The organism is Pseudarthrobacter sp. NPDC092439 (genome assembly GCF_044754945.1).
Taxonomy (GTDB): domain Bacteria; phylum Actinomycetota; class Actinomycetes; order Actinomycetales; family Micrococcaceae; genus Arthrobacter.
Genome location: NZ_JBIVQB010000002.1, coordinates 495,277 through 513,945, shown reverse-complemented (window position 1 = coordinate 513,945; position 18,669 = coordinate 495,277). Strand labels below are relative to the sequence as shown.

Genomic DNA, 18,669 nt, shown 5'->3' with positions numbered 1-18,669 from the left:
GGCGCTAGGAACCGACCGGAGAAAGGGCGCCCACCAGGCCGAAGAGGTCCTTGGGGTCCTCCGGGTTGGCCACGAGGTCAATCTCTTCAAAGAAATCGGACTCCTTCACCGCATCCCGGACATAGCGGAGGGCGGAGAAGTCCTCGATGGCGAAGCCCACAGAGTCGAAGACCGTGACCTGGTCAGATGCTGTGCGCCCGGCGGCTTCCCCGGTCAGGACCTGCCAGAACTCAGTCACGGCAAAGTCCGCCGGCATCTGCTGGATCTCCCCTTCGATCCGGGTCTGCGGGGTGAATTCAACGAACACCTTGCCCAGTTCCAGGATGGCGGCGTCCAGTTCGGTCTTTCCAGGGCAGTCTCCGCCGATGGCGTTGATGTGGACGCCCGGACGGATCATGTCTGCGCTGAGGACAGTGGCGTTGGCCTTGTCCGCGGTGCACGTGGTGATGACGTCGGCGCCCTGGACAGCATCTGCCGCCGAAGACGCGATGTAGACGTCAAAACCCAGCGGCGATGCATTGCGGACCAGCTTCTCCATGGCGGCGTGGTCGGTGTCCCAGACCCGGAGGGTGGTGATTCCGAGGGCAGCCTTGAACGCCAGTGCCTGGAACTCCGACTGGCTGCCCGTGCCGATCATTGCCATCACAGTGGAGTCTGGCCGGGCAAGCCTTCTGCCGACCATGCCGGAGGTGGCTGCCGTCCGCAGGGCTGTCAGCAGTGTCATTTCGGTGAGGAACGTGGGGTATCCGTTATGGACGTCCGCCAGGACTCCGAAGGCGGTGACCGTCTGGAACCCCCGGGCCGGGTTGGAGGGATGGCCGTTGACGTATTTGAAGCCGTAGGTCTCGTGGTCGCTCGTGGGCATGAGTTCGATGACGCCGAACGGGGTGTGGCTGGCTACCCGGGGAGTTTTATCGAAGGATTCCCAGCGGCGGAAGTCGTCCTCCAGGTAGTCCATCATTTCGGAGATGATGGTTTCGGTTCCGGTGCGGGCGGCCCACCGCACCATGTTGTGAACATCGACAAAACGCGTCATTGCGCTCCTTTTTCAGTGTGAACAGATTGCCGTCCTCACGGTATTGGCCGCCGATATGCAACCACAATGAGCGATGAGCCTATCTTTTGCTGAAACTTTGGACAGTTAGCTGCGGTAGTTTTGGCATTCTGCAAGATTTCGCCGCGGGCGTGCTGTTACCTCAGGACCGAGCTGAGCAGCAGGCTCGTTTCGCTGTTCATGATTCCGTCTACGTTGCGGATCCTGCCCAAGACGTTGTCGAAGGCGCCGAGGTTTTCGGTGGCCAGTTCGGCCACGAGGTCCCAGCCTCCGTTGGTGGTGTGAAGTGACGTGATTTCGGGGAATCCCCGAAGTTCCCGTATGACGTTGTTTGCCGACCGGCCCTCCACCTCGATGAGGGTGACGGCGCGGATGGCGAGCGGATCGGCTTCATCCCGGACCCTGGCGGTGAATCCCACGATGGTTCCGGAGGCCAGCAGCCGTTCCAGGCGGCTGTTCACGGTCGCCCTGGCAACGCCGAGTTTGCGGGCGAGGCTGGCAACCGGGGCGCGCCCGTCCTCGCGGAGGGCGGACAGCAGCCTGCGGTCAAGATCCGTGAGGGCAGTCATCTACAGAACGTATAACGACGGCTGGCAATTTGCGCAGTCCGACGGTCACCTGGCCACCTTGTCCTCCCCTGCACGGCCCGTTCCCAGCGGCCAGACGTAAACTGGTCTTCGCGCCACCCCCGTGGCCTTGGACCGGGAGCCGCCTTGCTCTGGAAACTGCTTGTTGAATACCTCCGCCCGCACCGCAGGCTGCTGGCCGCCGTCGTGGTCTTCCAGCTGGCGCAGTCCATCGCGTCGCTTTATCTGCCCACCCTGAACGCGGACATCATCGACGACGGCGTGGCCACCGGGGACACCGGCGTCATCCTGAGGCTCGGCGCGGTGATGCTGGGGATCACGCTGCTGCAGATCGCCTGCGCCATCATCGCCGTGTACTTCGCGGCGAAGGCCGCCATGGGCGTGGGCCGGGACCTGCGCGGCGCCATCTTCAAACGGGTGGGGGAGTTCTCCGAGCAGGAGGTCACCAAGTTCGGCGCGCCCAGCCTCATTACGCGGTCCACCAACGACGTCCAGCAGGTCCAGCAGCTGGTCCTGATGTCCGCCACCATGCTGGTCACTGCGCCCATGCTCAGCATCGGCGGCGTGATCATGGCCATCCGGCAGGATGTGCAGCTGTCCTGGCTGATCGCCGTCGCCGTCCCGGTGCTGCTTCTGGCCGTCGGCCTGCTCACCGCCCGGATGGTGCCGCTGTTCCGCAAGATGCAGAAGCGGATCGACACCGTGAACCGCGTCCTCCGCGAGCAGCTCACCGGCATCCGCGTGGTCCGTGCGTTCGTCCGCGAGGACATCGAGACCGCGCGCTTTGCCTCCGCCAACGAGGACGTCACGGACACCGCCCTCCGCGCCGGCCGGCTGATGGCGCTCGCGTTCCCGGTGGTGATGCTGGTGCTGAACGTCTCCAGCGTGGCCGTGATCTGGTTCGGCGCGTTCCGCATCCAGGACGGCTCCATGCAGGTCGGCACCCTCATCGCGTTCCTCAGCTACCTGATCCAGATCCTCATGTCCGTCATGATGGCCACGTTCATGGCCGTGATGATCCCGCGCGCGGCCGTCTCTGGCGACCGGATCGGGGAGGTGCTGCGCACGGAGTCCAGCGTCCGCCCGCCGGCCCGGCCCGTCACCACCAGGGTGCGGAACGGCGGGCTGGAAATGCGCGACGTCGGATTCGCCTACCCGGGTGCCGACCTGCCGGTCCTCGCCGGGATCAGCTTCACCGCCAAGGCAGGGCGGACGACGGCGATCATCGGCAGCACCGGCTCGGGCAAGACCACCCTGGTGAACCTCATGCCGCGGCTGTTCGACGCCACCACCGGCTCGGTGCGGATCGACGGCGTGGACGTGCGCGAGCTGCACCCGGACCTGCTCTGGGGGCACATCGGCCTGGTCCCGCAGCGGCCCTACCTGTTCAGCGGCACCGTCCGCAGCAACCTGCTCTACGGCAAGCCGGACGCCACCGAGGACGAGCTCTGGACCGCGCTGGAAATTGCCCAGGCCAGGGACTTCGTGGAGCGGATGGACGGGGGCCTGGACGCGCCCATCAGCCAGGGCGGCACCAACCTCTCCGGCGGGCAGCGGCAGCGGCTGGCCATCGCCCGGGCCCTGGTGAAACGGCCCGAGCTGTACATCTTCGACGACTCGTTCTCCTCCCTGGACACCGGCACCGACGCCCGCCTCCGCCAGGCCCTGAAGCGCAGCACCTCCGGCGCCACGCTGGTGATCATCGCCCAGCGCGTGTCCAGCATCGTGGACGCGGACCAGATCCTGGTGCTCGACGGCGGCAGGATCGTCGGGCGCGGAACGCACCGCGAGCTGCTGGAGACGTCCGAAACGTACCGCGAGATCGTCTCCTCCCAGCTGGCGGCGGAGGAGACGGTATGAGCCCGGAACCCACTCAGGCACCCGGCACCAAGGCCGCACCCGCCTCCGCACCCGGAGGCGCCGACGTCGTACGCATTCCCCGTCCGGCAGGCGGACCGGGGCGTGGCGGTCCGTTCGCGGGGATGAACGTCCCGGCGGAGAAGGCGATGAACTTCTGGCCGTCCGCCAAGCGGCTGCTGGGGACGCTGCGGCCGGAGCGGGCGTGGCTGCTGCTGGTGTTCGTGACGGCGGTGGCCGGCGTGGCGCTGTCCGTGATCGGGCCGCGACTGCTGGGGGAGGGCACCAACCTGATCTTCGCCGGCGTCGTCTCCCGCGAACTGCCGCCTGGCACCACCAAGGAGCAGGTGGTCGCGCAGCTGCGGGCGTCCGGGGAGGGGCAGCGCGCGGACATGCTCACCGCGATGGACCTGATGCCGGGGCAGGGGATCGACTTTGCCGCGCTGGGCAGCGTGCTGACGTGGGCGCTGGTGCTGTATGTGCTGTCGTCGGCGTTTATGTGGGTGCAGGCGTACGTGCTGAACGGTGTGGTGCAGCGGACGGTCTTCGGGCTGCGCGCGGAGATCGAGGCGAAGATCCACCGGCTGCCGCTGCGGTATTTCGACTCGATCCAGCGCGGCGAGCTGCTGAGCCGGGTCACGAACGACGTGGACAACATTTCGCAGAGCCTGCAGCAGACCATCAGCCAGGCGGTCACGTCCGTGCTGACGGTGCTGGGCGTGCTGGTGATGATGGTGATCCTCTCGCCCACACTGGCGCTGATCGCGCTGGTGACCATTCCGCTGACGCTGGGTATCACGGCGCTGATCGCCAAGCGTTCGCAGAAGCTGTTCGTGGCGCAGTGGAAGCACACGGGGGAGCTGAACGGGCAGATCGAGGAGACGTACACCGGGCATGCGCTGGTGAAGGTGTTCGGCCGGCAGCAGGAGGTGGGCGAGCGGTTCCGGCAGAAGAACGCGGAGCTGTATGACGCGAGCTTCGGGGCGCAGTTTATTTCCGGGCTGATCATGCCGGCCATGACGTTCATCGGGAACCTGGTGTATGTGGGGATCGCGGTGGTGGGCGGCCTGCAGGTGGCGTCCGGGGCCATGCAGCTGGGCGACGTGCAGGCGTTCATCCAGTACTCCCGGCAGTTCACCATGCCGCTGGCGCAGCTGGGGTCCATGGCCAACGTCCTGCAGTCCGGGGTGGCCTCAGCCGAGCGGGTATTCGAGCTGCTTGATGAGGAGGAGGAATCGGTTGAGCCTCCCGCTTCTTCCGGGCCGGTGTTCGGGCGTGGCCGGCTGGTGTTCGAGGATGTGTCCTTCTCGTATTCGCCGGACAAGCCGTTGATCTCTGGGTTGTCCCTGGTGGCGGAGCCGGGGCAGACGGTGGCGATCGTGGGGCCCACCGGGGCTGGCAAGACCACGCTGGTGAACCTGATGATGCGCTTCTACGAGCTGGACGCGGGGCGGATAACGCTCGACGGCGTGGACGTCACCTTGGTGCCGCGGCGGGAGCTGCGCTCGCGGATGGGAATGGTGCTGCAGGATACGTGGCTGTTCGGCGGGACCGTCCGGGACAACATCGCGTACGGCCGGCCTTCTGCTACTGAGGCCGAGATTCTGGAGGCGGCACGGGCGACGTACGTGGACCGGTTCGTGCGGTCACTGCCGAACGGGTACGACACGGTGCTGGAGGACGAGGGCGGCAACGTATCCGCGGGGGAGAAGCAGCTGTTGACGATTGCGCGGGCGTTCCTGGCGCGGCCATCGGTGCTGATCCTGGACGAGGCGACCTCTTCGGTGGACACCAGGACCGAGGTGCTGGTGCAGAAGGCGATGAGTGCACTCCGGTCCGACCGTACTTCTTTTGTGATCGCCCACCGCCTGTCTACGATCCGCGATGCCGACCTCATCCTGGTGATGGAGGCCGGCCAGATCGTGGAGCAGGGCACGCACGCGTCACTGCTGGCTGCGGGTGGGGCTTACGCGCGGCTGTACGAGGCACAGTTCGCGGCGCCCGTGGCGGAGGTTTGAATCGCCCCTTCGTTCTTGCTGAGATTATTGAATCTATCCGGGCTTTCTGGAGTGTCGTCGGGCACAGGTCATGGTTAGTGAACGATAAAATCCAACTCTGGGTGTGACCGTTGGAGGAACAATTGACAAATCGTGCTGAAAACACTCCTTCCGAAGATTCCGATAGGTCCGAATTGAGGTTCGAGTGGCCGCAAGAAGTCATCGGACTGATTGAGAAGGCAATCCAAGAAACAAGCGAGATCTACGAAATGTCAGCCCGCGTTCGAGGAGCGTTGCCGGATGAGCTCGAGGATCACGTCAGAGCCTTTGTTCAGGCGCTTGACTACCATCGAATACGTACTGACACTGTCCGTGAAACTGCGGACGACCACTACGGACCGATGGTCACGACCAAGGAGGGGTACGCCTATCCACAACCATTGTCCGCGGTGCCGGCTCAGAGCGTCGCGGCATGGCAAGATTCTGCGCAATTGTTCGGCTCGAATGATGTGATCACGGCCCGTTTGAACGACTTGTTGTGGGTCGTAAAAGCAAAGCCGAGGCCTGACCGGCACGCTCGATCAGCCCAGGCAGCCTACCGACGTATGTGGGGACACAACTCTCTCAGCCCAGTACACCGTTCCGATGGGCTGACCCGTGCGCTTGAGTTAGCTGTAGAACTAGGCGACTCGAATTTGGTCGAGGAAACAGTCCCAGAATTAGTTTCTGCCGTTAGGGAGACGTTGGGAGGCGAGGAATGGGCGCCAGGGGTTGCCCTTCCAATGATCGAAGCCCTCGCAGCCCTCCGGCCTCCGGCTCGGCCAGCTGAACTGGACCAACTCATAGCAGAAGCGCTTGATCGCTACCGTGAGGATCCCTTCATCGTCGAGGCCGTCCAACTGCTTCGCATGCAAAGGGCGCCACATGCAGCAGAAAGAAAACGCATCGCGCTTGAGACAGTGCACATGTGGCGACAGCAAGCAGAGGTGCGAGGTGGTCTCGTTGGAATTGCTCATATCGAACGCGCCCTCGAACTAGCCCGCAACGAGGGGCTGAGTGAAATTGCGAATGAATTGCGAGTTCAGCTCCAGCAGCCGAAGACGACCGAGGAACTCGGCATGGAATTGGTCTCCAGCGATATCTCGCTGCCGAAAGAGGTAATTGAGGGCTTCATAAACGAATTCACTGTGACCTCAGGTTCCGAAGAATCATACGCCAAGCTTGCAGCATACATTCCTATCCGGGATCTTGAAGCGGACGCTGAACACGTAAGAGTGCAAATGCGAGAATTTCCCGTCCAACACCTTTTCTCCACCGTGGTCACCAATAGTGAGGGCTTGCCGCTTGCTCATATAAGCACTGAGGAACAGAAGTTTGCGCATGCGCTTGTTCAACACCACAGCTTTGCGATTACCTTCTGGGGTGGTTTCATGGGAGAGATTTTGGAAAGACTTGGAAGCCAAGGTCGCCTTGCAGAGGCGGACGTGCGTACGCTTTCCACCGGCGAATTTGTGGACACGGAAACCTCTGATGGAATTGCGCAGGCCTACCGGCACTTCCTGGTGGGTGACTTCGAAGCCGCGCTACATTACCTACTTGTGCGCATCGAGCGGGTGCTTCGGAATATGGCTCAAGCTTTAGGGCTTCCCACCTATCGCGAACCATCTTTGGACGGGAAATCGTTGGGCGGGTACAAGGGTCTGGGCGAGCTCCTCGCTCTGCTGGAGGGCAGGGTTCCCGAAAACGCCCGTCGGTATCTGTCCGTACTTCTGTCGGAACGAACGGGCCTTAACCTGCGCAATAGATCAGCCCACGGACTAATGCAGGTAGTTTCCAGAGATGAGGCTGCACTCGCTTTCCACGTTATGACTGTACTTTCTCGCTGGTCCACCGTCGATGACGATAGAACCGAAGATTCGTCTGGTGCGAGCGCGGCGCAGGGCGCGTGATCGCGCCCGCAACGGTTCGACGCCAAGACTGTCATTTCTATCTGGTCCGACGTGGCCGACTTCGGCGTCGACGGCCGGATCGGTCCATCGTCCGCGAGCGCCCAGAAGCGTCACAACACAGAAGGGACGGATGGGTTGGTTCCTCGGTGCCATGGGGCCGAGCATCGAGCAGCCCGCCCGTTCATCGGAACCAGCCAAACCTCCTAGACCGCTTTCCCGCTAGAAGGACCCAGTCGCCTTGGCTGCCTGGGCCTTTAATGTGCCTCGGACCCCTGCAGTTCCTCGTAGACCAATTCGCTCAGCATCTTTAGGAGCGCGTGCATCTTCGTCTTGTCGCCGAGCGCCTGAAGGCTCAAGTTGTAGTGGCTGTCCATGGAGTTGGAAACGGCTTCAGTCACCGCTGACTCCAAGTGCGGGCTGCTGCCGAAATGGCTGCGGGAGTTGTTCCGGGCCTGCTTCTGCAGAGTCTCGTTCTTCACGAGCTCGCGCCTTACGCCTTCGACGAAGTGTGCCACTGCGTCCAGTTCCTCGCCCTCGAACGGCAGGTTGGCCTGCTGGATAACTTCCTCCCATGTCACCAGGACGGGATCCTTGGTCTGCCCGGTGCCGGGATCCGTCAACGGCTTAAGGAGTTCGCCCTCGCCCGAGAGCTTCAGCTGTGCCTCGCCCTTGTCCTTGAGCGCATACTTGGCCAGGACGATGCCAGACAGGTCCAGCGCCACCTTGGCGTCGTTCACGCGAAGGGTGGGCAGGAGATGCTTGTAGTAGATGGAGCGCTTCTCCAGATCCGTGTCGGCATAGTCGTAGATCTGGGACAGGAAGTCGTAAGCGCGGATGAAAGACCCGAGGTCCTTGCGGAACAGGTCAAGCTCGTCCTGGACAGCCTTGTCCCCGTCCGCAACGGCTTCGTTGTAGCGGGTGTTGAACCGGGATTTCGCCGGCGTCGTCCAGCTGGAGAGAGCGTTGTTTCCGGCTTCCAAGACATAGGCCTTCACCAGGCCGTCCACTTCTGATTCAAGGTAGATCTGCGCCGCGTCGAGCTTGGCCTGAAGGTCATGCACCACATTGGGGTTGGAGACGTCTTCCAGGGCGGCCTCGCGGTAATACGGCTGGAAGGAAGCCAAGATTTCAGCGGGATCGTTCACGAAGTCCAGCACGAAGGTCTGGTCCTTGCCGACGGCGGTCCGGTTCAGCCGGGACAGCGTCTGCACGGCTGAGACCCCGGACAGTTTCTTGTCCACATACATGGCGACCAGCAGCGGCTGGTCAAAGCCGGTCTGGAATTTGTTGGCCACCAGCATGATTTTGTATTCATCGGTGGCGAAAGCCTCGGGGAGCGTACGGCCCTTCAACCACGGGTTCATGCTCAGCTCGGTGAACGCATCAGGGCCTGACTCGTCGTCTGCTACTTCGCCGGAGAAGGCGACCATCGTCCCCAAACCGGTGTAGCCGGCGTCGTGAATGTATTTGTCGATGGCGAGCTTGTACCGGACAGCTTCCTTTCGGGAACCGGTGACCACCATGGCCTTGGCCTTGCCGCCGAGCCGCCAGGCGACGTTCTCGCGGAAGTGCTCCACGATCACCTGGACCTTCTGGCTGATGTTGTAGGGGTGCAGTTTGACCCACTTCATCAGGGACTTCAGAGCTTCCGACTTTTCGACGGTGTCAGATGAACCCGGGTCGTCGGAGTCGTAGTCGCGGCCGTCGTGCGTCAGCCGGTACGCCACCTTGTAACTGGTGTAGTTCTGCAGCACATCCAGGATGAAGCGTTCTTCGATGGCCTGCTGCATGGAGTACACGTGGAACGGCTGCGGAAGGCCGTCCGGGCCTTTACTCCCGAACAGTTCCAGGGTCTTGGCCTTGGGCGTGGCAGTGAACGCGAAATAGCTGATGTTTTTCGCGTCCGCCCGCTCCGCCATTTCGGCGGCCAGATAGGATTCGACGTCGAACTCGCCGCCGTCGTTGACGTCCGCCAGTTCCTCCGCGGAGAGGACCTTCTTCAGCTTGTTGGCGGTGGAACCGGTCTGCGACGAGTGTGCCTCGTCCGCGATGATCGCGAAGTTCCGGCCCTTCAGCGCCTGGGATTCGGCGATGGCCTTCAGCGCGAACGGGAAGGTCTGGATGGTGACGATGATGATCGGCGTCCGGGCAGTAAGCGCCTCAGTGAGTTCCACAGATTTGGAGCCGGCGTTGCCGCGGATGGGAATGACGACGCCGGACTTGTGTTCGATCTGGTAGATCGCGTCCTGCAGTTGGGCATCGAGGACGGTGCGGTCGGTCACGACGATCACCGAGTCGAAGATCTTCTTGTCCTGGTCGTCGTGTAGGGCGCTGAGCTGGTGCGCGGTCCATGCGATCGAGTTGGTCTTGCCAGAGCCTGCCGAGTGCTGCACCAGGTAGCGGTGGCCTGGGCCTTCCGCACGCGCAGTTTGGACCAGCTCGTTGACCACGTCCCATTGGTGGTAGCGCGGAAAGAGCAGTGACTTGCGGATTTCCCGCTGGCCGGTGACCGGGTTGGTTTTGTCGCTGATTTGCAGGTGCAGGAACTTACCGATGATGTTCAGCCACGAGTCACGCTGCAGCACCTGTTCCCAGAGGTAGCTGGTGGCGGACCCCTTGGGGTTGGGCGGGTTGCCGGCGCGGCCGTTGTCGCCGAGGTTGAAGGGCAGGAAGTAGGTGTCCTTGCCCTTGAGGTCCGTGGTCATCTGGATTTCGTCATTGCTGACGGCGAAGTGCACCAGGGCGCGCCGGCCAAAGGAGAGCAGCGGCTCGTCTTTGTTCTTGCCGTTCCGCGGCAGCCGGTCCGTCCGGTACTGCTGGACGGCGTCGTTGACATTTTGGGTGAAATCGGTCTTGAGCTCGATGGTCGCCGCCGGAAGGCCGTTGACGAACAGGACCAGGTCGATGCTCTTCAGGGTGTCTACGGTGGAATAGTGGACTTGGCGCAGGACGCGGAGGCGCACCTTGTTATACCGCTCCAGCGTTTCCGGGTTCAGTCCCATGGCCGGCCGGAACTGGCACATCTCGAACTTCGCGGCGACGTCCTTAAAACCTGAACGCAGCACCGAGAGCATGCCGGCTTCCTTGGTGGCAGGTTTGTCCAGTACCGCGCATAGCCGGTCAAGGAGGAGCCGCGTGGCCACCTCGTGCTCGGCGGGGGAGTCCCCGGGCTTGAGGACTTTAGCCAACTGGTCTGGCTGGGTGTCTTCCAGCCAGGCGAAGACGTCCTCCGGTATCAAGGCCCTGGCGGGGTCGTAGAAGTCGCCCGCTTTTCGGCCCGGTTCGTAGATCCATCCCCTGGCCGCCAGAGCCTGGCAGATCTCCTCCTCAAGGACTATTTCATTGTGCTGCGCCATCGGTGTTTCCCCCAATTGTCGATGTGTTGCCCGCCGGTGCGTATAAGAAGCCGGCACCGTTACGGTTTGGCCCTGCCAGGAATGAGTCCGCCGTCGGTTTCCAACACAAAGTTTTTTCTGCTGATCCTCAACCACCTGCCGGGCACCGTTGGATTGACGAATCCTCGGCCGCGCCTCTGATGCAGGTGGGGCGCGGCGAAGCCCGCGCAACGCTGGAACAATTCAGCTCAGTGACTCTTAAGGGGTCTCCGGTCATCAGCAGGGTCCAAGGAATTTCATCGGACGACGACGGCCCGTGGGCTTTGAGCGGCGATGCCCAAAACCAATCATTCGTAGTCTCCCGGAAGGATGGGTGATAGATTCGCTGCCAAAAACCTATCACCTATGCGTGGATTGGCGAGCGGTGATTGGGTTTGCCTCTCTGGCGTCGCCTTCTTGCCAGGTGCCAGACCCCTTCTCGACGTAGATCTTGCCTGTCACGGCGGCGGAGATGAGGGCGGCGCGGCGCTCGCGGAGGAGCGATATGGCGGATGCTGCGTTCCTTGTTAGTAGATCCAGCCTGAAGATCGCGTCGTGGCTTTCTCGCAGGAAGGCGCGCTGGGCGGAGAATTCTGGCTTTCGTATTCGGATCTCTCCGAGGTCCGAGGCGTTAATTCGCGGTGTCCGGATAATCCCTTGATCAATGGAACCAATGCCTCGTAAGCGTGACCGCATCTGTCCAATCGCCCAGTGAGATCGAAGCATGGCTGACAACCAGCTGGCCTCGACATCCGCGTGCGGTCGAAGTACCAAGTAATCCGGACTGATTAAGCCGTACTGAGAAGAGTGTCCGAGAGCCCCTTGAAACGCTCGCATGCGATTGATGACCACATCGCCAGGTCTGCAAATTTTGTAATTGCTCAGGTCGTCTGCTCGCGGCTCATCGTCTGTGGTTTCATCGCGTCGCTGCAGGCCGCGATGGATAGAAACTGACATGAGGGGAAGACTGGCGCCATTCGCCCTTTCGTCTACCACGTCGTACAGATGTTTCAGTCGAACACCCGGCTCGTCCACAGTTGGCTCGACTGATTTAGCTACGTAATTCGACGTGATGGCCTGGCGCTTCTCGGCAAGCAGCTCAATCAGCCGCTCCTGTTTGCCGATCAGATCGTCGATTTGGGCGGTCTCGCGGTCGAGAAAGTCGCAAGCGCCGCTCTGATAAGTCCGGTTCGCAGATGGAATTGGGAGGTTCGCGAGCTTGTCGGCCGTGAAATGCCGGATGGTTGCTTTGTTGCAGAGGACGTCCAGGTATCCGCTGCTACGTAGAGCGTCAAGAACGTACTTGGCAAAGCGGATGTCATTCCCCTGTCGCGGCCTGACACGATGGACACTGTTTTGGAAGATCACTGGAGTGTCCGCTTTGATCAGCGCGCAGCGTCCAACATCACCGCCCTCACATACAACGAGGTCATTTGCCTTGAGGCTGAGTTGCACGCGGTCACGGTAGGAAGTCCACATCAGCTTCAGGTTTGAGTCGTCAACATAGCCGTCTCGGACGGCCGCGGAGTTGAGATAGGGACTCATTTCGTCAGTGGCGTTCACGGCTTCGGGTTGCAACATCTTGCCCAAGGTAACCTCGAACATCTGCTTGAAGGTCGTAACCGGGAGTTCCGTGCTCCCGAACCAGGTCACTTCTCAACCTCGGCCAGCAGCGCCGTGATTTCACCAATGAGCTTGTTCAGGTCGGCGTCGATCTCGTCCAGTGAGCGCGGCGCGACGTACTTATAGAAGTGTCGCGTGAATGGGATTTCGTAGCCGACCTTCGTCTTGGACTCGTCGATCCAGGCGTCGGGGAGTTGGGGGAGGATTTCGCGTTCGAAGTAGGCCTGGATGTCCTCGCCCAGCGGGACGTTCTCGGTGTCGCGGAGATCCGAATCCGGTTCGGGCGTTCCCTTGGGCCCTTTGCAGACGTCGGCGGACTCGTCACGTTCGGACAGCCCGGCGAGGGTCGCCTTCAGGACCGGCGCGCCCAACTTGAGGCCGGCACCGGAGAGGGCGGGCTTGAGAACCTTGAGGAACGCCTCGCGGCTCTTCCACAGTTTCACTTCGCCTTCGCCCACCCGGGTGAGCGCTTTTTCGAGAAGCTGCCGGTCGTCGTCGGACAGCTTCTCCATTGGCTTCTGCGCCAGGACAGTCTCAATGCGCTCCGGGGTGCAGGCGAAGTTGAGCTTCAGCGGGCGTTCCACAGTTATGGTGGAGTAGCCGAAATCCTGGTTGTTGAAAACTTTGGATGTATCGCCGTCGTCCTCGAAAGCCCCGTAAAGCCGGACGATCCGCTCGATGTCCTTGGCGCCGAGTTCCTTGCGCTTGGAGCCGAGGCTCTTGCGCATCTTCTGGAAGAAATCCACGCCGTTGATGAGCTGGATCTTGCTGACGCGCTCCGGGTGCTTTTGCTTCTTGCTGTTGGAAAGAATCCAGACGTAGGTGGCGATACCGGTGTTGTAGAACATGTCGGTGGGCAGCGCGATGATGGCTTCGACGAGGTCGTTCTCGATGATGTACCTGCGGATCTCCGACTCGCCGGAGCCGGCGCCGCCGGTGAACAGCGGGGACCCGTTGAGGACGATGCCGATGCGGGAGCCGCCCTCGTGCGCCGGGCGCATCTTCCGGATCAGGTGCAGCAGGAACAGCAGGGAGCCGTCGCTGACCCTCGGAAGGCCCGGCCCGAAGCGGCCCTCGAACCCGTACTGCTCGTGCTCCTTCTGGATCTGTGGCTGGATCTTCTTCCACTCGACCCCGAACGGCGGGTTGGACAGCATGAAGTCGAACTGCTGGCCGATGTTCTGGTCGTTGGCGAGCGTGTCGCCGACCGAGATCTTGGAGATGTCCTGCCCCTTGATCAGCAGGTCGGACTTGCAGATGGCGTAGGACTCGTCGTTGATCTCCTGGCCGTAGGCCACGAGGGAGGCGCTCGCGTTCATCCCGTGCAGGTGCTCCTGCGCGACGGTGAGCATACCGCCCGTCCCTGCTGTGGGGTCGTATATGGACCGGACGATGCCCTCTTTGTTGAGGACGTCGTCGTCGTAATTCAGCAAAAGCTGCACCATGAGCTGGATGACTTCGCGCGGGGTGAAGTGCTCGCCGGCGGTCTCGTTCGAGGCTTCGGCGAAACGGCGGATGAGCTCCTCGAACAGAAGGCCCATCTCAATGTTGCTGATGGCCTCCGGGTGAAGATCGATCGCGGCGAAATCCTTAGTCACGTGGTAGAGCAGGTCGGCGCTGTCCAGCTTCTCGAGGGTCTTGTGGAACTCGAAGCGTTCAAAGATGTCCCGGGTGTTCTCCGAGAAGCCCTGGACGTAGTTGAGGATGTTCGCCTTGATGTTGGTGGGGTCATCCAGCAGCTTCGCGAAGTTGAACTTCGAGGTGTTGAAGAAGCTGTGGCCCGAGGCCTTCTGCAGGAACGTGTCGAGCGGGATGTTGAGGTTCTTCTTCGCTTCCTGCTCAGCGAGAACGGCGTCCTTCGTCTTCTCGAGGACACAGTCCAGACGGCGGAGGATGGTGAATGGCAGGATCACCGACCCGTACTGTGCCGGCTTGTAGGTGCCCCGCAGGATGTTCGCGATGCTCCACACCAGGTTGGCGTTGTTGTTGCCGGCCACTGTTACCACTTTCCTTGCTGCGGACAGTGGGGTGCGCTGACTTTGGCCGCTCACGTCATAGGCGCCCCCATTGCCGTGCAGCGTTTAATCGATCACGCACGTACTTGCCCTTGCATTGTATGGGGGAGGGGCGACGTCGGTGGGCATGCAGAGGCTGCTGGCTCCGAAGCGTTGGCTGAATAGCCTTACTTCTTGCGTGTCTTCTTCAAGAAGGCTGCGACCTGACGGTACGCCCTCCTCGCCTCTGGGCTGTTGGCTATGCGGTAGGCTTCGGCGCCCTTTTCAGCGAGCTTCCGCGCCCTCGCTTGCACTGCGGGGTCGGTGGCGAAGTCCTGCACTTTGGCAGCAGCCTGCTTCACCTTCGCGCCGCCGGTCTTGATCGCATCTGCCACTTTGTCCGTTGCTCCTGCCACAGTCTTCTCCACATGTCGATTGGTTGCTCCGCCGAGATTAGCACCGTGCGAGATGGCGCTCGAGGAACGTGCGGCGGGATGACACAGTTCGGCAGCCGATCCTGGAAACCCGGAAGTGGCGCTGGCCCTGCCATGGCTGGCGTGTGTGAAGATGTTGGCATGACCGACAATGACCGTGGCATTTCGCTGTACGTCGATGGCAGAAATGCCTTGGTGGCAGGCGACCCGACAGCAATTGCGGAGCTCTTCCGCAAGTTGGACGTTAAAGAAGAGCGCCGCTCAAATTTGGGCTCAGGGGTGGCGGATCTGCTGGCGGCCATATCTGGGGTGGCTGCCACGGCTTTGTCGGCAAATATCGAGGGCAACTCGTTCCACATGACTCCCGAGTCCTACGCCCGGTACCTGGAACTGCTCGGGTCCACCAAGGAAAAAGTGGACACTGTCAGCGGTGTGCTGCGCCAATCCGATGGCAGAATTGACACCATTATCGAACTGGTGGCCGGCTCACCAGTCAACCCGGCTGCTGCCGCGAACGTGCAGATACTGGCCGCAACTTTGGCGATTCGCGTGGCCCTTAAAGAACTCGACGAACTTGTTCAGGCCGTGGACGCGAAATTAGACACGATTATCCGGGACAGCCGTGATGAAGCACTTGGAAACGTGCAGGGCACGACCCACGTCCTAGACAAGGCCTTTGGATACTTCGAGGAGACTGGCCGGCTCAACGACGCCCTCTGGGATCAAGTGTCGGGGCAGGCGGCGGCTCTTGCCCAGGCTCACGCCGTCGCCTTGAACCACCTGCACACCATTGCCGACAGTCTTACCGTCAAGAACTTCGGCAAGCGGGTCAACAATGCTGAGATCGGAGCAAGGGGCGAACTAAAGCACTGGCTGGTCATTGCAGCAGTGGCTCTGACAAACATGGTTCGCATGGACGCCCTCGAGGCTGTCCGAAGTGCGCAGGATGGGTCGGACTCCCCGGCTCACGAGCGGCATATCGCCAAGGCGCGCGAGCAGCGAATGACCACCACCAGCACGGCAATCCAAAACTTGTCAGACGCTATTTCAAAAGCGGTGGATGTGGATAGCTTTACCCGCATTACGAACCCCTTGGAAATGCCAAAGCTTTACACTGCCGCTGAGGAAATGCAGCGACTATTGCGTGTCTTTAGCTCGTCCTTCGGTATGCCGGAACCGGCGTCGATCGAGCGTACGCAGTGGCATGAATCCGTGATCCGCCTTGGTCAAAAAGCTGGGGATGTCGTGGTGAACTCCGCCGCTGCTGTGGCCGAAGGGGTAGCTTCAGTTCCCAAAGCCATCGGGGAAACTGTCGAAGATACGATCCTGCACGTAGCCCAGGGAATTGAGGCGCGACGACAGAGCCCCGGGGAAATTGAGAAAGCGGAACCTCAACCCGAGGCTTCTGAGGATTTGACCATCACGCGGCAGCAGGACGGCCCCGCCAACTTACGGTTGTAACCGCCTCAAACCAAACCTTCGCCCTGCAGCTCGAGGGCCTCATCGACGGGTGAGCGGACGCCTTCCTCATCGAAACCAGCCAGGACCTCCTGCAGACCAAAGCCGCGGTCAACAGCTGAGGCCTCCGCACGGCGACATCTCCGTGCAGCCCCGCCCTGACCGACGCCTGACGAAACGGAAGCGGACGACGGCGGGAGGTCCCGCCGTCGTCCGCTCAGCGCTGCCGACCGTCACGGCAAAGCTGAACGCGGCAGCTGTGCGGCACAGTTCACCTGCCGGTCATGGACAGTTCGATTTGAGTGCACAGGGTTTCGAGAGCGTAGGTGGAGAAACCTGCACAGGCCGATTTGGAAACAGAAAGAGGCTATTCATGCGCCGTAAAGAACGCGGGCTAGGCATCGTCACGGGGTTGGCCGTTATTGCCACCCTCAGTGGGTTAATCGCACCGGCCGCGCAGGCCGCCCAGAGCACGTTCCAGGACAAGGGTGATTCGAGCGTCAAGGTCATCGCCCACAGGGGTTCGAGCGGGGCGGCCCCGGAGAACACCCTCGCCTCCGTAGAGCTCGCGCTGAAGCACGGCTCAGACGTGGTGGAGAACGACATCCAGCGCACCGCAGACGGCGCCCTCATAGTCATTCACGACCTCACGCTGGCCCGTACCACCGACGTCGAGCAAGTCTTTCCCGACCGGGCGCCGTGGAACGTCCGCGACTTCACCCTCGCCGAGATCAAGCAGCTCGACGCCGGCTCATGGTTCGCGCCCGAGTTCGCCGGTCAGCGGGTGCCGACCCTCGCAGAGTGGATGCAGGCAGTGGGCCAAAAGGCCGGCATGCTGCTGGAGGTCAAGTCGCCCGAGCTCTACCCGGGCATCGAGATCGATGTTGACAGGGAACTGCGTGCCCTTCCCGAATTCACCTACGCGCAGCGGCATGGCCGGGTAATGATGCAGTCCTTCAACCACCTGTGGCTGCGCGCGTACGACACGCTCGCCGTGGACGTACCGGTGGGCCTGCTCTTCGGCGGCGCGCCGACCGAGGCGCAGCTCGCCGATGCCGCCACCTGGGCAGAGGCCGCCAACCCCGCCCTCGGCAACATGACTCAGGGCACCGTGGAAATGATCCACCGTTACGGACTGAAGACCTACACCTGGACCGTGAACGGCGGCCAGGACATGCGCCGCGCCATCAACTGGGGCGTCGACGGGGTAATCACCAACTACCCCCAGGTGCTGCGCGACATCCTCTAGGAGACCGCGCAGCTGAACCTTCCTGGATTGGCCGCTTGCCCGGTCACTCTGACCACAGGTCCTCGAGCAGCCGGAGCACCTTTTCCGGCTGCTCGAGGTTGGCGAAGTGACCGCAATGCTGGATCGCCGCAGCCCGGACACTTGGAACGGTGGCGGCCAGCCGGTCCACATCGGATGACGATGTGAACACGTCACTTTCCCCGCGCGTCGCCAGCACGGCGCAGCGGATGCCGCGCCAGCGGTCAAAGTCGTAGTGCGCCACTGCCCTGGCAGCCGCGGAGAAACCGGCAGGGCGGACGTCATGGCCGAGCCTGCGGATCACCCCGGCGGAGATGCCCCGGGGATCTGCGAAGAAGGGCGTCATCAGCAGTTTCATCAGGGGCGTGGCGCCGACCGCGCCGACCAGTGCCGGCGCTGCTGGACCCAGGGCCGCCAGCGTGCGCATGATCAGCATCATGCCCACAAATGCCGGGAACCGGGGGAGGCTGCGCAGTGGCTTTCGGGCGGCCTCAGACACGGCGAACGTCGTGGGCGAAATGGCCGCGACGCTGGCGGTCTGCTCCGGCCACGCCGCGGCAATATGCAGAGCCAGAAAGCCTCCCATGGAGTGGCCCACGAGGTTCCACCGGGTGTAGTTGAGCGAGTTCAGGACGTCGGTTACGGCGTGTCCCATCGCCTCGATGCTGAGGTGTTCCAGCCGGGCTTCCCCCGTGGATTCGCCCCAGCCCGGCAGATCAATGAGGACACGATCACGGGGCGATGCTTCGGAAAGCAGCGGCCGGAAGCTGGTCCAGGATCCTGCGGCGCCGTGCAGGTACACCTCTGGTGCGCCGGTCGCTGGAGACCCGTATCCGAAGCCCTGCTGGACACGCACGGTACAGGGGCCGAGCTCTGTTGGAATGGTGTACCGCCGCAGCGTGACCGCCCACGCCGCGGACTCCTGCCGAACGCCCAAAGTCCGCCTTCCGTTGCTGATGTCTACTACGGATTCGGAGCCGCGGCGTTACCGGACCGGACCTTGCGGCGTCTGCTGCCCACGGCAACGGCGCTCCAGTCCGGCCCAACCACTCCCGCCGCCCGCCGCCCGCCGTCG

12 protein-coding genes and 1 pseudogene are annotated in these 18,669 nt (G+C 62.2%); 6 read left to right on the top strand and 7 right to left on the bottom strand.

The genetic code is table 11. The features are described from left to right. Positions 1-4: 4 nt before the first annotated feature. Positions 5-1,036, bottom strand: coding sequence for an ornithine cyclodeaminase (locus ACIQCM_RS07245; protein WP_400605143.1), 1,032 nt, complete (start codon positions 1,034-1,036; stop codon positions 5-7). 155 nt (positions 1,037-1,191) lie between these two features. Continuing rightward, a complete protein-coding gene (locus tag ACIQCM_RS07240) occupies positions 1,192-1,623 on the bottom strand; it encodes an Lrp/AsnC family transcriptional regulator (protein WP_400605141.1) in 432 nt (143 codons plus the stop codon). A 144-nt stretch (positions 1,624-1,767) separates the two neighbouring features. On the opposite strand from ACIQCM_RS07240, the gene ACIQCM_RS07235 reads away from it, so the two are divergent. From ACIQCM_RS07235 to ACIQCM_RS07225, 3 genes are all read left to right on the top strand, one after another. Continuing rightward, a complete protein-coding gene (locus tag ACIQCM_RS07235; RefSeq protein WP_400605139.1) occupies positions 1,768-3,501 on the top strand; it encodes an ABC transporter ATP-binding protein in 1,734 nt (577 codons plus the stop codon). After that, a complete protein-coding gene (locus ACIQCM_RS07230) occupies positions 3,498-5,516 on the top strand; it encodes an ABC transporter ATP-binding protein (protein ID WP_400605136.1) in 2,019 nt (672 codons plus the stop codon). The genes ACIQCM_RS07235 and ACIQCM_RS07230 overlap by 4 nt, the downstream gene beginning before the upstream one ends. A gap of 122 nt (positions 5,517-5,638) precedes the next feature. Beyond that, positions 5,639-7,444 carry a DUF4209 domain-containing protein gene (locus ACIQCM_RS07225; protein WP_400605134.1) on the top strand — a complete coding sequence of 602 codons (1,806 nt, stop codon included), beginning with the start codon at positions 5,639-5,641 and terminating at the stop codon, positions 7,442-7,444. A gap of 254 nt (positions 7,445-7,698) precedes the next feature. On the opposite strand, the gene ACIQCM_RS07220 is transcribed toward ACIQCM_RS07225, so the two are convergent. The 4 genes from ACIQCM_RS07220 to ACIQCM_RS07205 form a co-directional block, all read right to left on the bottom strand. Next, positions 7,699-10,800, bottom strand: coding sequence for a type I restriction endonuclease subunit R (locus tag ACIQCM_RS07220; RefSeq protein WP_400605132.1), 3,102 nt, complete (start codon positions 10,798-10,800; stop codon positions 7,699-7,701). Positions 10,801-11,178: 378 nt separating this feature from the next. Further along, a complete protein-coding gene (locus ACIQCM_RS07215; protein ID WP_400605130.1) occupies positions 11,179-12,471 on the bottom strand; it encodes a restriction endonuclease subunit S in 1,293 nt (430 codons plus the stop codon). Further along, entirely contained in the window at positions 12,468-14,438 is a 1,971-nt protein-coding gene (locus ACIQCM_RS07210) for an N-6 DNA methylase (RefSeq protein WP_400605128.1), read from the bottom strand. The genes ACIQCM_RS07215 and ACIQCM_RS07210 overlap by 4 nt, the downstream gene beginning before the upstream one ends. Positions 14,439-14,623: 185 nt before the next feature. Next, positions 14,624-14,863, bottom strand: coding sequence for a hypothetical protein (locus ACIQCM_RS07205; RefSeq protein WP_400605126.1), 240 nt, complete (start codon positions 14,861-14,863; stop codon positions 14,624-14,626). Between the two features lie 147 nt (positions 14,864-15,010). Here ACIQCM_RS07205 and ACIQCM_RS07200 point away from each other — a divergent pair, with 147 nt between their 5' ends. The 3 genes and pseudogenes from ACIQCM_RS07200 (at position 15,011) to ACIQCM_RS07190 (ending at position 17,576) form a co-directional block, all read left to right on the top strand. Next, positions 15,011-16,330: a hypothetical protein gene (locus ACIQCM_RS07200; RefSeq protein ID WP_400605124.1), complete on the top strand. Its 1,320-nt coding sequence runs from the start codon at positions 15,011-15,013 to the stop codon at positions 16,328-16,330. An 11-nt stretch (positions 16,331-16,341) separates the two neighbouring features. Next, positions 16,342-16,443 (top strand): annotated as a pseudogene (locus ACIQCM_RS07195) (homocysteine S-methyltransferase family protein); the annotation flags it as partial. A 257-nt stretch (positions 16,444-16,700) separates the two neighbouring features. Next, the gene (locus ACIQCM_RS07190) at positions 16,701-17,576 is read left to right on the top strand and encodes a glycerophosphodiester phosphodiesterase (RefSeq protein WP_400605123.1); all 876 of its coding nucleotides are present in this window, start codon (positions 16,701-16,703) and stop codon (positions 17,574-17,576) included. Positions 17,577-17,619: 43 nt separating this feature from the next. On the opposite strand, the gene ACIQCM_RS07185 is transcribed toward ACIQCM_RS07190, so the two are convergent. Continuing rightward, a complete protein-coding gene (locus ACIQCM_RS07185; RefSeq protein ID WP_400605121.1) occupies positions 17,620-18,531 on the bottom strand; it encodes an alpha/beta fold hydrolase in 912 nt (303 codons plus the stop codon). Positions 18,532-18,669 lie beyond the last annotated feature (138 nt).

Excerpts from the sequence above, each read along its gene's own strand:
- ACIQCM_RS07220 (WP_400605132.1), bottom strand. The coding sequence starts at position 10,800 with ATGGCGCAGCACAATGAAATAGTCCTTGAGGAGGAGATCTGCCAGGCT.
- ACIQCM_RS07190 (WP_400605123.1), top strand. The coding sequence starts at position 16,701 with ATGCGCCGTAAAGAACGCGGGCTAGGCATCGTCACGGGGTTGGCCGTT.
- ACIQCM_RS07200 (WP_400605124.1), top strand. The coding sequence starts at position 15,011 with ATGACCGACAATGACCGTGGCATTTCGCTGTACGTCGATGGCAGAAAT.
- ACIQCM_RS07245 (WP_400605143.1), bottom strand. The coding sequence starts at position 1,036 with ATGACGCGTTTTGTCGATGTTCACAACATGGTGCGGTGGGCCGCCCGC.
- ACIQCM_RS07240 (WP_400605141.1), bottom strand. The coding sequence starts at position 1,623 with ATGACTGCCCTCACGGATCTTGACCGCAGGCTGCTGTCCGCCCTCCGC.
- ACIQCM_RS07230 (WP_400605136.1), top strand. The coding sequence starts at position 3,498 with ATGAGCCCGGAACCCACTCAGGCACCCGGCACCAAGGCCGCACCCGCC.